This is a genomic window from Paenibacillus arenosi, from assembly GCF_014841135.1.
GTDB classification, from domain to species: Bacteria; Bacillota; Bacilli; order Paenibacillales; family Paenibacillaceae; genus Paenibacillus_B; species Paenibacillus_B arenosi.
Map to the genome: position 1 here is coordinate 74,224 of NZ_JACYTN010000014.1, position 13,959 is coordinate 88,182.

At 42.9% G+C, this 13,959-nt stretch carries 12 protein-coding genes; 1 reads left to right on the forward strand and 11 read right to left on the reverse strand.

What is annotated here, in order from left to right; translation table 11 throughout:
* Positions 1-59: 59 nt before the first annotated feature.
* The 9 genes from IFO66_RS15765 to IFO66_RS15805 form a co-directional block, all read right to left on the reverse strand.
* Positions 60-1,163 (reverse strand): ABC transporter permease, encoded by a 1,104-nt coding sequence (locus IFO66_RS15765; protein ID WP_192026083.1) that lies wholly within the window; start codon positions 1,161-1,163, stop codon positions 60-62.
* A complete protein-coding gene (locus tag IFO66_RS15770) occupies positions 1,164-2,441 on the reverse strand; it encodes an ABC transporter permease (protein ID WP_192026084.1) in 1,278 nt (425 codons plus the stop codon). It abuts the gene before it with no gap.
* A 12-nt stretch (positions 2,442-2,453) separates the two neighbouring features.
* On the reverse strand, positions 2,454-3,386 hold the full coding sequence (locus IFO66_RS15775; protein ID WP_192026085.1) for an ATP-binding cassette domain-containing protein: 933 nt from the start codon (positions 3,384-3,386) through the stop codon (positions 2,454-2,456).
* A gap of 136 nt (positions 3,387-3,522) precedes the next feature.
* Positions 3,523-4,158: a response regulator gene (locus IFO66_RS15780; RefSeq protein ID WP_192026086.1), complete on the reverse strand. Its 636-nt coding sequence runs from the start codon at positions 4,156-4,158 to the stop codon at positions 3,523-3,525.
* Positions 4,155-5,300, reverse strand: coding sequence for a sensor histidine kinase (locus IFO66_RS15785; RefSeq protein ID WP_192026087.1), 1,146 nt, complete (start codon positions 5,298-5,300; stop codon positions 4,155-4,157). Before IFO66_RS15785 ends, IFO66_RS15780 begins: the two co-directional genes overlap by 4 nt.
* Positions 5,301-5,878: 578 nt before the next feature.
* A complete protein-coding gene (locus IFO66_RS15790) occupies positions 5,879-7,078 on the reverse strand; it encodes an MFS transporter (protein ID WP_225445816.1) in 1,200 nt (399 codons plus the stop codon).
* Positions 7,079-7,270: 192 nt separating this feature from the next.
* Positions 7,271-8,269 carry an alpha/beta fold hydrolase gene (locus IFO66_RS15795; protein ID WP_192026089.1) on the reverse strand — a complete coding sequence of 333 codons (999 nt, stop codon included), beginning with the start codon at positions 8,267-8,269 and terminating at the stop codon, positions 7,271-7,273.
* 153 nt (positions 8,270-8,422) lie between these two features.
* Positions 8,423-8,677, reverse strand: coding sequence for a glycine zipper domain-containing protein (locus IFO66_RS15800; RefSeq protein ID WP_192026090.1), 255 nt, complete (start codon positions 8,675-8,677; stop codon positions 8,423-8,425).
* 134 nt (positions 8,678-8,811) lie between these two features.
* Positions 8,812-9,996: a DUF418 domain-containing protein gene (locus tag IFO66_RS15805; RefSeq protein ID WP_192026091.1), complete on the reverse strand. Its 1,185-nt coding sequence runs from the start codon at positions 9,994-9,996 to the stop codon at positions 8,812-8,814.
* A 232-nt stretch (positions 9,997-10,228) separates the two neighbouring features.
* Between IFO66_RS15805 and IFO66_RS15810 the strand changes: the two genes are divergently transcribed.
* The gene (locus IFO66_RS15810) at positions 10,229-10,819 is read left to right on the forward strand and encodes a TetR/AcrR family transcriptional regulator (RefSeq protein ID WP_192026092.1); all 591 of its coding nucleotides are present in this window, start codon (positions 10,229-10,231) and stop codon (positions 10,817-10,819) included.
* Positions 10,820-11,127: 308 nt separating this feature from the next.
* Here IFO66_RS15810 and IFO66_RS15815 read toward each other — a convergent pair whose 3' ends face one another.
* Entirely contained in the window at positions 11,128-12,357 is a 1,230-nt protein-coding gene (locus IFO66_RS15815; protein ID WP_225445808.1) for a serine hydrolase domain-containing protein, read from the reverse strand.
* A gap of 81 nt (positions 12,358-12,438) precedes the next feature.
* Positions 12,439-13,668, reverse strand: a complete 1,230-nt coding sequence (locus IFO66_RS15820) for a serine hydrolase domain-containing protein (RefSeq protein ID WP_192026093.1) — start codon at positions 13,666-13,668, stop codon at positions 12,439-12,441.
* Positions 13,669-13,959 lie beyond the last annotated feature (291 nt).

Genomic DNA, 13,959 nt, shown 5'->3' on the forward strand with positions numbered 1-13,959 from the left:
AATTAATTTTGATCGTTCCAATATTAAAGATAAGAATCAACTTCATCCTATTATTAAAATTACGCATTCCTGCGTTCCACTAAGTTAATCCCTACTCCGAAGAAAATCACGGTCATCAGCAGTAGTTTCGCCAGCGGCAAGTAGATGTCCTCCCAGCCCAGCTGATACATAGAAACGCCTATTAAGGCATCCATCGCATGTTTGATTGGGAATAGTTCACTAATGAAGAGCATAATCTCGCTCGTAATCGTGCCTGGCGGCATGTATACGCCGCTCAGCGGAGGCATGATCGGGACGACGGATGAGAAGAAGGCTCTAAACTGCTCTGGTGTCCTAAACATGCCCGTAAACAGCATACTCATAGCTACAATGCTTAGAATATACAGTACACTTATCGTCGATAGGAATAAGAAGTTCACTCCAAGATCGTATCCGAGCACGTATTTATATATGGCGAATATAATCGCAATTTGAATAATCCCTATAAGGGTACTATAGGTCAAATGACCAAGATACATTTCTGTCTTTGTTACTGGCGACAAAATAACCCGATTCCAAATACCAGATACTTTTTCGGCCGTTACCGCATTCACCTTAAATCCTATTGTGAACATGACAAGGAATAACGTGAAGCCAAATAGCAGCTGCAAACGCATATTATAGCTCTGTAACTCTTCGCCAGTTGGTTTGCTGGATTGCAGTGTTAATGGCGGTTGTTCCAGATATACCTTCAACGATTCACGAAACTGTACGGCATCATTCGAATGCTGCGCAACTGCACGAATCTTTAGCTCCTCTGTATAGATGACTTGCAAATGCTGCTGCACCAAATTTGCATTTCCGCCCTCCATAATCGAAATGACGCGATAGTCGTCTTTTAACAATTTAACTGCCATATCCGAGCGACCTTGTTTGACATCGGCCAGCGCCTTTTCTTCGCTTCGCAGTGTGAAGTCAAATGATCCTTTTTCATTTAAGCGATCCACCCACTGTTTTGCTTCAACTTCTGTCAATCCTTCCCCAGGAAACGCATCGATCTTTATTTGCATACCTGTACTGGAGCCAAATAGTAATGACAACACAATCGAAAGTACGCAGAAGATTAGTACGATATAAGGGGACCGTTTTTCCTTCATCCATTGCGCCAAAAATACGGGTACCATCTAGATTCGCCCCCTTTTTGGAAATATCCATACGCTAAGTGCAACCGTTACTGCCGTGAATACGGCTAGACCCATTATGCCTTCTACCGCTACGGTCCACGACTGTTCTTGAATCCACTGGACCATTGTCGACAGCCAAAGTCCATTCGGCGTCCATCCCCACAATTGCTGCATGCTGTCTGGCAAAATATATACGGGAACGAAATTTCCACCCACCATCCCAAGGGCAATGATAAATATATTAATAATTCCATTTGCTATATCGGCATTCATGCGCAGCATGAGGGCTGTAAATAATCCCGACATCGCTGCAATAAATACGCACAACATGACCGTTAGCAAGATGAATCCGATCCAAAATCGCAGTGAAAAATCTGAAAATACATTCAGAGCGAAATGAGATACCGTGAAAACAAGCAGCAGTTGCACAACGGCCAAAATAAAAGTTGCACTTATTTTACCTGTTAAATAGGATAGCGGACGACTACCTGACAGCAAGATTCGCTGAAACACTTGCTCTCTTTTTTCGGTTACTGCTTTACCTGCAATCGCTGCAGCACCGAACAACGTAAAGATGAGGGTAATAGAAAGGGTGAAATATTGCGAGGTCGTTACGGTATTTATTCCCTCAATTTGTTCCACGCCTCCTACTTCTGAAACAACGGGTTTCCAAGCCATCTGACCTTGCTTCACAGCCTCAGCTCCAGCATTAGCAATCGCTGCATCGGCATTCAACTGACGCATAAAGCCTTCAATCATACCTTGTAAAACACTTACCTCTTGAGTAGGATCTTCAGCTACGAGGCTGATCGCCGCACCTTCTCCTTCTCCAAGAAGCATTTTATCCAATACACCTCTTGTGAAGCCTTCCGGCAAAGTAACAATGGCATGAATTTCTTCGGCCTTTAGTTTCAACAGCGCTTCCTCTTCATTTAGTTGCGTCAGCTCGATCATTTCTGCAACCTGTTCATTTGCAAACACATACTTCAGGAGATTAGCAGGATGAATCTCTTTCGCAGCGCCAACTAACTGAACGGCTTCCTCTTCCGATATCCCTCTAGCTGCTAGTGAATCTTGAAATTTCCTCAATCCATTTTCCACGTCATCCTTTACCACATATCCAACCTTCATCTTTATCGATGATGGTGCATTCCCCATCCAGTTAGGCAATAGAAATCCCATAACAACAATCATAATAATAGGCAGGATAAGTGGAATCAGTATTTGCTTACGATCCCGACAGAAGACCAGAATATCTTTCTTGAAAAATGCGTTCATCTGTATCCCCCTCTAGTCGCGCAGGGTTCGGCCGGTCAAATGAAGGAACACATCTTCCAAGCTCGGCGTCTGCACATGCATATTGTTAATCTGTACACCATGACGTTCTGTACACTGTACAATCGCACTAAGCACTCGGCTTTGTTTCGTGACGATCAGCTTTAGACCCTGCACGGTTTCTTCGACGTGACGCACGGAATCAATGGATCGTATCCCAGCAATAACAACTTCATTATATCCGTCCAACTGAAGCAAAATGGTATCCTCGCTGGACAAGATGCGGCCCAGTTCTTCTTTTGTACCAGACGCGATTACTTTGCCATGATCCATGATGTACATGCGATTACACAGTTGTTCGACTTCCTCCATGTAATGGCTCGTGTACAGTACTGTCGTACCTTTTTCCCGATTCAACAACTTGACCGTTTCTAAAATATGATTACGAGATTGAGGATCAATGCCTACCGTTGGCTCATCCATTATGACAATTTGCGGATCATGCAGCAGCGCCGCAGCGATGTTAATCCGTCGCTTCATGCCCCCAGAATACGTCTTGATAAGCTCTTTCTGCCGGTCCCGAAGCCCTACAATTTCTAGTACCTCTTGAATTTTGTGTTCCAGCATGGATTTGGGCAGGCTGTATATTCGGCCGAAAAAGACCAAGTTCTCATATGCACTTAATTCCTCATAGAGTGCAATATCTTGCGGAACTACACCAAGCACTTTTCGAATTTCCTGAGGATTTTTAACAATGCTCTTGCCATGAAGCCGTACATCCCCATTTGTGGGAACAAGCAGGGACGAAATCATAGAAATGGTCGTCGACTTCCCCGCTCCGTTAGGGCCTAATAATCCAATCGACTCTCCCCGTTCCAAATAGAGATTTACATTGTCTACTACCGTTTTACCTTTAAAGCTTTTACTTAGCTCAACCGTTTCTAACACAAGACATCCTCCTTATCTTTTCTAACTGAAAATGATCATTTGCTGCTTATGTATCAAGTTTATAAATAAAAAGACAGTGCTCCCACTGTCTCCCGTCATTACATTTATGTAGAACCATGACCTCAGTCATGGTCATTTAGACAACGTTATGCCTAATAGCGTAAATCGCTAGCTGCGTCCGATCTCGCAGCTCCAGCTTCTCCATAATCTGACTGACATGATTTTTCACCGTGCCGATTGATAATGCCAGCTGTTCTGCAATCTCTTTGTTACTGCGGCCCTCGCCAATAAGACGAAGGATTGTCAGTTCCCGCGGTGTAATCGACGTATCTACCTTACGCTGCTCGAGCTCAGATTGCAGTAATCTTGGAATTACTTTAGCGGCAACATCATCTTGCAATGCCATTCCTCCTGATAGACAGCTGCGAATGGAACGTATTAATTCCGAAGGGTCCGCGTCTTTGAGCATATAACCGCTCGCACCGCTTTTGAGCGCTTCGAGCGCATATTCATCATCATTAAATGTGGTTAGGATGAGTACTTTGCAGTTAGGCCAGCGCGAATGAATAATTCGTGTGGCTTCCAGCCCGTTCATTTCCGGCATGCGAATATCCATAACGATGACTTCGAACGAATGCGTTTCACATAATGCAATTGCTTCTCTTCCATTCGCTGCTTCACCGGTAACACGCAGCTCCTTATCCGTTTCAATCATCATTTTCAAGCCATGCCGTACCATTGCTTGATCTTCTGCCAATAAAATTCGGATCATTCAATTCCACCTCTCTCTTTTAGGATAGGAATGACACCACGTATAATGAAAGAATCTGGATAAGCAATAACCTCTAATGAACCACCCACTTCTTCCATTCGCTCCCGCATCGTCCTTAGGCCAAAACCTTCACGAACGACCACTTTACTTTTTAGGCGATTCGTCACTTCGAACCGGAAAATGCCACCGCCAGGAGCTTCGAAAGTTATCGTTGCCTCTCTTGCCTCGCTGTGCTTCATCAAATTCGTCAAGGCCTCCTGCACTGCCCTGTACACAGCAAACGACTGCGCAGCATGTAACGGAGCGGATAAAGCACCATGCTTTACAGTAAAATTGACCCGCATAAATTGCTCCGCTTCCAAGCGCCGAATCATATTGAGAATCGCAGTGAGTCCCCCAGTCTCCTGCTGCTTCAACGATTTGACCGCGCTTCTCGTCTCCTTCAAACTCTCTTTGGCAAGCTCCTTGAGTTCGTTAACGCGTGGGGTGAGTTGACTATCCGTATTCTGCAATCGAAATACTTCCAGCTGCATCAGTAATGCGGTTAGCTTATGCCCTACGGAGTCATGGATATCTCGCGCGATCTGTGTACGTTCTTCTTGCCGTGCCACTTCCTCATCCGTAGCTATGCGCCGTTTCATTCTACGATATTCACTTAGCAGCACATCATTGCGCTGTTCCAGCTCTTTCATTTTGGTTTTCACTATATGATATACAGCAAGTCCAGCTGCAAGCATACCCACATACAGTACAGCAAACATCGTAGGATAAGCAGGATAGCCTTTCCATCCGAGAACTAGTAAATTGCCTGCGAGCACCGCCCCAACGATGCTCGCATAGAGAGATGGCAATTGATCGATGGCCTTCCCTGCAAGCAAAGAATAAATTAATAGTAAGTAGAGTGCTTGCTCTCCTGACTGCTCCTTCCATAACCCCACTGTAGATAAAAGAGAGGCCGCAATTAACATTGCAGTTAATCCATATGGATGCTTGCGCAGCAGCGCAGCCAAGAAGTAGCAAGCAAAAAATGCAGCAATTACAGCCAGCCTCCAAGGCATCATCGCCTCTTCGATTGGCATACTTAACCAAGCACACATCCAAGTCGCCATTAGAAATAAGAGCCATATCCAATATGAGCGCATAAGCTGCCTCCTTCGTCGCCCTTACTTTCCCTCAATTAGGTAATTATAGGTCATGGATGATCAAAACGGCAATCATATTTGATAGGTTATCCTTCCTTTGTCCACTCATAGAGACTATCTTCTTGCGGGCAGTAAAAAGGTTACTTTTAAAAGCCAAAGAGCCAATCTTTGATTATCGCAAAGATTGGCTCTTTCTTTGTCACTATGAACGTTTAACAATTAATAATCTATAGCTTGTATCGTTAACATAACCCTTCACCTTAACATAGTATTTTTGCCCGGCAATCAGGTATGCCTGGAGTTACATCCTAATGTTTGCGGAATTGCAAAATAACGCTCCGCGTATTTTCCATCTTAATCGTCCATTTTCCCAATGAATGAAACACCTTCTACATCAAGTCCTCTTGCTGGCGAGCCGTACAGCAAACTTTCTGTGTTATTTTTAAATACAGAGCCTTAATCGAATAAACTGGAAATGACAGCAGCTTTTTGCTGTATCGTGGATCTACTTTCTCACTGTGCCCCAAATTTTCTTCATAAAGTAGGCTCACCAACTGCATCCTTCTAAACAACTGATTTTATATAAGTTCTTTACGCTTTTTCAAGCGCATGTACAATATGAAACTAAACACTGCACAAATCGCAGCACACAATCCAATAAAGCCATAACCAGCTTGCAAACCACGAAGTAGGCCAATTTGCGTATCAGCCTCATATAATTGTTTCACAAGTTCAATAATAATGCCGATCATATAGTTACCAACAACACAACCAATCCCCATTAACGTGACCGTAAAGGTAATCGCCGTATCACTGCTAGTCGGATATCGTTTGGCGATAAATGCCATAACGGTCGGATAAATCATCGCAATCCCTATTCCAGCCACAGCAAACAAGAAGGCGAATGCTTCTCCTCCCCAAATTGCCAAAAACGTGCAGATAGCTGAGAAAGCAGAAAAGATAATCAAGGATAAATTGAACCCTATTTTATCTGTCACGGGGCCCAACACAATTCTCGCCAATGCGAAACATAAGAAGAAAGCAGAGAGCATGCCTGAAGCTGTTACGGTATCCCACTTGTACGCTTTCTCTAGGAAATTAACCAGCCAACCTCCTACCGCAAGCTCGGATACAACGCCAAAGGAAAGGATGAGTACCATAAACCATAGCACGGGATCTCGCATTAACTGTTTAAACGGTACGCGCTCCTCCTGTGAAAGATCATCTCCCGGAAATGAACTTCGCCATGCTAGTATAATCGGCAGAATAGATAACGACAGCATGACCAAGTACATCCCACGCCAATCCAGCGTATGACCGAACACCGTCACTGACATAAGTCCAGTCGCAATCAACGGTGCCACCGTAGAACTGAGTCCATAGAAACCATGTGATAAATTCATCATCATGCCAGTATTTTTGACGAAAATACGTGCGCCGAGAATCGCCAACGCAATTTCCAGCATCCCATTTCCGATATACATCAAAAAATAAGATGACGCAAACAACGGATAACTGTGCGAGAAATAAATAAACACACCTGACAACAGCATGGCGCCAAAGGCAGCAATGCTTACGATTTTAATACCCCATATTCGGGTTAAAAATGCTGTAAATGAGCAAGCCAGCAAGTAACCTAGCGCATTGAGTGACAATAACGTACCTAACTGTGCTTCATTAAGCATGAAGTCGAATTGAATACGTGGTATTGCTGGTCCTTTAATATTTTCTGAAATACCAAAAATAATGAAGCCTAGAAAGATCGTAGCCAACTGCATAGCATAGATCTTCTTATGCTTCTTCAAATGCTGCTCCACTCCAAAAATCCCCCAAATTCTCATGATCTCTATTTAGTTATATAGGCATGCCTAAAAATAGTAACCTCTATATGTAATAATTTCAATATAAATTCCTATCCTCCTAGAGAAAAAACCTCCTATTCCAGTCAGCGGAAAGGAGGTCTACATGATTTAATTACGCTCGATTGATTCTATGAAGCGATTAATATGCTCGGACATTTCTTTATATTGTGTCCAGTGCAAATAATGATGACCTTCAAGCGGGATGAGCTTACTATTAGCTACATGACTTATTTGTGATTCAAAAAAGGTCAGATTTGTTTTCCCGTCCACGCTTACCTTGTCTTTTCTCTCTCTCGCGAAGAGCATGACAGGTAGATCAGGAGAAAATGACATCTTTTTTGTCTTTTGAATGTTATTGTCCATTTCAATTGCTTCATGGACAACATTTTTATTAAGGCCTTTCCATGCAGATAAGAGAGCCGTCATCTTAAGATTGTCATCCGAATAGGTTCCTTTATCTGCTTCAGGTAGGAACTGATCAGGCGAAGAATAAGAAAGCAATCTTGTTACCCCAGTTGGTGCAAGCATGCTCATAAAAGTAGGTATAGATGGAGCAGGCTCGTTAAAATACGCTAGCGCTTGTGGTAAAGTGATATCATTGCCGATAATAGCTTCCACTTCATCAGGATACTGATTCGCATAATACATGCTGTAAATGCCAGATACGGAATGAGGCATTAATATAAATGGCCCTGTGACATTAGCTTGCTTCAATGCCGTTCTTACTTCCTCAACGATATTTTCCACACTTCGTTCCTTATTCGTTTGATCACTCCAACCATAACCGAAAGGCTCCACTACAACAACTCGCTGGCTCTTTGCCAGCTCATTGATTAAAGGCTCGAAGTCCAATACAGGTGCTGATGTGCCTAGACCCGGCAGCAATAGTATCGTATGTTCACCATCCCCTTGTGTGTATACGTGCATGTTCTTGCTGTCCACCTCAACGAGGTGCCCAGGGGCTGGATATTTATTCTTCTCATAGGCTGTTATTGCATGATGAAAACCGACCCAGGTTAACAGTAATACAGCGATTACGATCAACGTATTTCTTGTGATAGTCCAGACTTTACGTTTCTTCTTTGTTGTTTGTACGATATGTTCCATGTTCTCTCACCTCTTCACTTATCATAATCATCAAAGGTTAAAAGAAAGAGTGGCACCAATTTAAATTCCGTTTAAAAAAAGACGTATTTGAAAGCGACTCTCGTCACCTCTCAAATACGCCTTACTTTCGTTAGATGTGAATGCTAGCCGTAATTACCCTTCATCATCTACTACTGCTTCTTCCATACTTTCGCCAGCCATATTACCAATAGCTGCACCTGCAATACCGCCTACAACCGTACCTATAGGACCTAACACCGAACCTACTGCTGCACCTACCGCTCCGCCACCCACAGTTCCTGCCACTTCTCCTGCATTCATATCTGTTGTGTCGGCTGATTCACGTTCAGAAACATGATTATGATTGTGGTGATTTTGGTTGTGATTATGCTCGTCTTTCTTAGACATTCCATTCGTCCTCCATTGAGATCATTTTAGAAATACGATGCTATTTTACGGCAGCGCGTTCCCACTGCATAGGTTGCCCGCTCCGGCCTCAATGGATTCATCATAATGTATCAAATACGCTAGTCATACTACCTTTAATACGATTTGCGATATATAAGTTTGCGAAGAAGTACCTCAGCAGGTCCTTGTTGTCCTTTTCTTTCTAGGAAGACAGAAATAAACACGAGTATTAGCCAAGTTAGAATAGCCATGAAAAAGATTTCGAAGCTGTGTAGCTGTTTACCCAGCCCAAGTCCCCAACTGGACAATAGCAGAGCAAGGATGAGCGAGTGGAGCAAATAACTCGTAAGTGATCGTTTACCCGTTGCGACTAATGCTTGAACGATCTTTCCACGATTGCCAGCAGCACTAATTTTGGCGCTGATCAAGCCGAATAATGCGATATATCCGATTCCGCCGAATAGGCCACTAATGGCGTGTAATGTTATGAGATACGAAGATTTTGGCCAAAAGCCAAACAGAGTAAGTGCTAACGGAAGTGCGCCTAACAAGGAAACGGTTATGCCTATAGTGCTTATTTTCTTTAGCAGATTGCGGTGCTGATGAGGATCTTCCAGCAATCGTTGACTACCTGCCCAGAATCCTAGCAAAACGGGAATAATAAGCGGCATAGCAATCAGCGAATACACTACCCAGAACGGATATTCAAATAAGCGCTTCTCGATTGCTCCACCGTACGAAGTTGCTATTGTAGAGTAATCCAGCATCGGAACTCCAGCTCCTCCTGATAACAACCAAGCTTGTGTAAGTAAAAGACTGACCATAATGAGGCTTAACCACCCAATAACACGAAGCAGCTTTCTTCTCGGGGAAAAAAGTAATGATCCGAATAATAATCCAACTAGCCCATATACGGTAAGAATATCAAAAGAAAATACGATTAAAGCATGTACGGCGCCAAATAGGATCAAGTATAAGCATCGACGGCGTATAAGTTTGCGAGTTGTTTGCTGCGAAGTACCAGCAGCTAGCTGACGAGTCACAATCATGGCGAGGCCATATCCGAATAGCACAGCAAACATCGGATACGATCGAAGATCGACAATCATAATCGTTGCAAATTGGATGATATTATCCAACAGGTCTCCTCCTGATGGATGATTCAAGGTTCGGAATTGCGCACTGTTTGAAATGTACAACGGTACATGGGCAATGCAAATAAGTAACAGCATCAACCCTCTCGCTAAATCAGGCGCGACCGAACGTTCATGCTGTGCGACCGCCCCTCGTGCAGCTTTCTTTAACGCTTCTTGACTCATAGTAGGTCCACTCCATTTCGACAAGCTGAACATGTAAATTGAAGTTATTGCAAGCATGACTGACTAATGCTCAGACCTTTATAATTTATGAATGAATAGTTCATTCATTTTTAAGTATAGGCATTATTTTCTATTCGTCAATCCTTTTTTAACCTTAAGCACAGATTGATTTGATGATCCAAATATGTTTAAATTACCTCAACATGACCTGTGAACCGGAGTGTGAAGATGAATGCCACCGTTAAATGAAGAACAACTAGACCAGCTCCGCGATGAACGTAGAGACCAAATTAAATATGCAGCACTTAAGGTGTTTGCCTGCTATGGCCTTTGTGGTACAAAAATGAGCATGATTGCTTGTGAAGCTGGCGTCAGCCAAGGGCTATCCTACCGCTATTTCAAGTCAAAGGATGAGTTATTCGCAGAATTGATTGAAGAAGCTATGAGAGAAGCGATGGATGCAGTCAAATATGTTAGCGAGCAACCAGGAACACCTGCAGAGTTACTTGCTATGATTACAGAGGGAATGCTCGAAGAAAATAATAAATATTATTTTATGCTGGTGCAGCAAGCACGTACGTCCGAATACATGCCTGAAAGTGTAAAACAGGTTTTTGAACAGTATTCGAATCAAGCCATTATCGATCAATTACTTCCTATTTTTATTAAAGGTCAAGAAAAAGGAGAATTTATCGCTGGAGATCCGCAGCAGCTATTGTTCTGGTACTTCGCCATCATTAGTGGTCTAATGCTGCAAATTCAGGAACGAGATGGCCACGGTCTCCCTGATGCTACATTTCTTATGCGCGTTTTATTAAAATAAGTACTACTTCTTTCCTAATAAAAAAACCGCGATAATCGCGGTCAATCCATACATAAACGTTATTTAGGCATGCCTATACGTTGTTATACGTATTAGGTGTGCCCTTTATTACTTTTCCGGATACTTTCCAATAACACTTAAAGGGAAAAGGAGGAGCCAATAGTAGGCGCCCCCTCCTAGTAGAACTTATCCTTGTTTTACATCTTCCATACTTGCACCGAAGTTAATGTGATACACACCGCCATCACATCAATTACAAGTTCCCTATCGTAATCATAGGAAAATGCAATGGTTAGACGTTGACGGATTTAAACACTTGGTTGAAACTCGGCAGCATACACGTTCACAATCAGCTCTGTAATGACATTCTCCAGATCTTTTCCGTGATAGTTCATGCTCATTGTTGCTGCGTGCTTCCCGTCGCTTGTTGCAAAAGTAAATGTTTTGAAACCATGAACACCGCCCGTATGTCCCCACAGTTGAACGCCATTTGGCAAAGTTACTTGCAATAGACCCAAACCGTATTTTGACTGATCTTGAAATTCTACCGTATCTATCAGCTGCTTCATTTGTTCAGGCTTCAACAACTTGCCGGAGAGTAGTGCCGAAATAAATCGGTTCAAGTCATCTGCAGTGGAAATCATTCCACCTGATGCATGAGCCGAAGTAGCATTTAGCTCTGTGAAGTCTTGGAGCGATCCACCTGACTTAAACTGATAGTAGCCTCTTGCATGTGGCTCAGGCAAATTCATAGTATTCCCTGGTATAATTGTGTTGTTCAACTTCAACGGCTTGATAATACGTTCCTCGATCTGCTTCCCGTAAGTATCCCCCGTTACTTTCTCGATAATCATGGCAGCAAGTATATAATTCGTGTTGGAATAAGAAGCTTGATTGCCTGGTGTAAATAAGGGCTTTTGCCGTAATCCTTCTTGTACAAGTTCCTCGGACGTGTAGCTTTTAAAGCGGTTTTCGTACACTTTTTTCATGAAGGTTTCGTCCGTATAACTAGCAATTCCGCTCGTATGATTGAGCAATTGTCTTATCGTAATTTGCTTCCCATCATATCCGTTTCCTTGGACAAGTCCAGGCAACCATTTATCAACAGTATCATTCAGGCTCACCTTGCCTTCACCTACGAGCTGCAGCATCGTGACAGAGACAAACGTTTTCGTTACACTTCCAATTCGGAAATGAAAATTTGATTGCATACTCCGATCTGCATAGATGCTCGCTTTTCCAGCTGTATAGTGCTGCACGACCCCATCTTTCCGAGTCTGTAACAGAATTCCGGGGATCCCTTTATCAACACCCTCTTCCATTGCTTTAACAATGACGTGATTCCCGATACTAGCTTGATGACTGCTCTGACCCACCTTCTTACTTGCTGTGTTACTCGTAGTTATTTCACTGGAATGTTTAAGTAAACTTTCACCTGTTCCTGCTGTCGCCTGTACGATTCCATCCGTTGTTGAAATCAACAATGCGCTCGTCACTAAGACTGTCACAGTCAGCATCATACTTGTCCGATTAGGCATATCTTGCTTACCTCCTGATGTTAAATGGTTGGAAATGTAAGATCGATAATAGGACGCAGGCGCATAGGAACAGACCTTCATCTATTTAGATGATTTTTCTTTGGGTGATTTGGCTTTGGATGATTTTGTGAACTCCGAAGCAAAAATTTTATCGCTCAACTCATAGACAGTATTCATTTTTTTCATATCATTAGAAAGTAAATTTAGGCTGAAATTGATTACATGCTTGCCGCCCATTGTCCCTCCTACAAAAGTAAGATATCCGTGTATCGTTCCACCATGCCCCCAAATCTTGCTCCCGTCAGGTAGCTTTGTTTCAAAAATGCCAAGACCGTAACGGCCTATCTCACTATCTACTGGAGAGCCAAACATCTGCTCCATTTGTTCTGGCTTAAGTAATTTCCCAGCCAACAGTTCACTAAAGAAATGATTCAAGTCAGTAGATGTTGAAATCATTTCACCTGCTGCATTCCCCATCGTAACACTCATCTCCGTGAAATCTTGTAAAACTCCATCTGCTTTATGTTGATAATAGCCTCTCGCATGTGGTTCAGGCAGAGTTGTAGATGTCCCAGGAACATACGTGTTTGTCAATTTCAATGGCTCAATTATGCGGCGCTTTATTTGTTCCCCGTAGGAAAGTCCAGTAGCTTTTTCGATAATTAATCCTGCTAGTACTGTGTTGGTATTGGAATAGGACCACTTCGTTCCTGGTTCAAATAACGGCTTTTCTTTCAAGGCAATGCTGACTAGCTCCTCGGACGTATATCGCTTGAAGGGGTTTTCGTAAATATCCGTTCTAACTTTTTCGTTAACCGTATAGTTCGCGATGCCACTTGTCATATTAAGTAGCTGTTTAATTGTTATTTTACTGCCATCATATCCATTGTCTTTTACAAGACCAGGCAGCCATTTTTCTACAGTATCATCTAAGCTCAGCTTTCCTTCTCCCACTAACTGCAGTACAACGGTTGCTGTAAAGGTCTTCGTCGTGCTGGCAATTCTAAAGTGGAAGTTGGATTTCATCGGGCGGCCAGAATGAATACTCGCCTTCCCTGCTGCGTAATCCCATTTGACGCCATCTTTTAGCGATTGCATCATCACACCTGGCACACCTGCAGTAATCATTTCATTGAGAAGCTTCTTTACTTCCTGTTTCTGTGCTTCAGGATGTGCAGTATTTACAACATCTTGTTTGATGCTGCTTCCTGCCTGAGCACTCGCTATCATAGATCCACCGTATGCATCCAATCCCATTGTCCCTGCCATCATTATAGCCAAGCTCAACATCACTTTTCCTTTTACGTTCATTTCGAATCTCTCCTCATTATAAGTTTGGGTTATGCTTCTGCTGAAGTCGTGTTCCTCTGTACGGGAACATGAGTAAGCGTAAATGGAGTCGTGTCATTGTTCATAGTGAGGAGATGTCATTTGTTAAAGTGACTACCCAAATGTCTAGGGACACAAGCTGTCAGGTGTCATTATGACGAAACGTCATATGACATGAGGAGGAGCGAAGTGTAAAGATATTAAAGAGATGAAAATAGAAAATCCCCATGCACGAGTGCACAGGGATTACAACAAGTATATTTGGGTTTCATT

Bases quoted from the DNA above. Each gene is read 5' to 3' on its own strand.
- IFO66_RS15765 (WP_192026083.1), bottom strand. From the start codon at position 1,163: ATGGTACCCGTATTTTTGGCGCAATGGATGAAGGAAAAACGGTCCCCT.
- IFO66_RS15770 (WP_192026084.1), bottom strand. From the start codon at position 2,441: ATGAACGCATTTTTCAAGAAAGATATTCTGGTCTTCTGTCGGGATCGT.
- IFO66_RS15780 (WP_192026086.1), bottom strand. From the start codon at position 4,158: ATGATCCGAATTTTATTGGCAGAAGATCAAGCAATGGTACGGCATGGC.
- IFO66_RS15785 (WP_192026087.1), bottom strand. From the start codon at position 5,300: ATGCGCTCATATTGGATATGGCTCTTATTTCTAATGGCGACTTGGATG.
- IFO66_RS15790 (WP_225445816.1), bottom strand. From the start codon at position 7,078: ATGCAGTTGGCTACGATCTTTCTAGGCTTCATTATTTTTGGTATTTCA.
- IFO66_RS15795 (WP_192026089.1), bottom strand. From the start codon at position 8,269: ATGGAACATATCGTACAAACAACAAAGAAGAAACGTAAAGTCTGGACT.
- IFO66_RS15800 (WP_192026090.1), bottom strand. From the start codon at position 8,677: ATGTCTAAGAAAGACGAGCATAATCACAACCAAAATCACCACAATCAT.
- IFO66_RS15805 (WP_192026091.1), bottom strand. From the start codon at position 9,996: ATGAGTCAAGAAGCGTTAAAGAAAGCTGCACGAGGGGCGGTCGCACAG.
- IFO66_RS15810 (WP_192026092.1), top strand. From the start codon at position 10,229: ATGCCACCGTTAAATGAAGAACAACTAGACCAGCTCCGCGATGAACGT.
- IFO66_RS15815 (WP_225445808.1), bottom strand. From the start codon at position 12,357: ATGCCTAATCGGACAAGTATGATGCTGACTGTGACAGTCTTAGTGACG.
- IFO66_RS15820 (WP_192026093.1), bottom strand. From the start codon at position 13,668: ATGAACGTAAAAGGAAAAGTGATGTTGAGCTTGGCTATAATGATGGCA.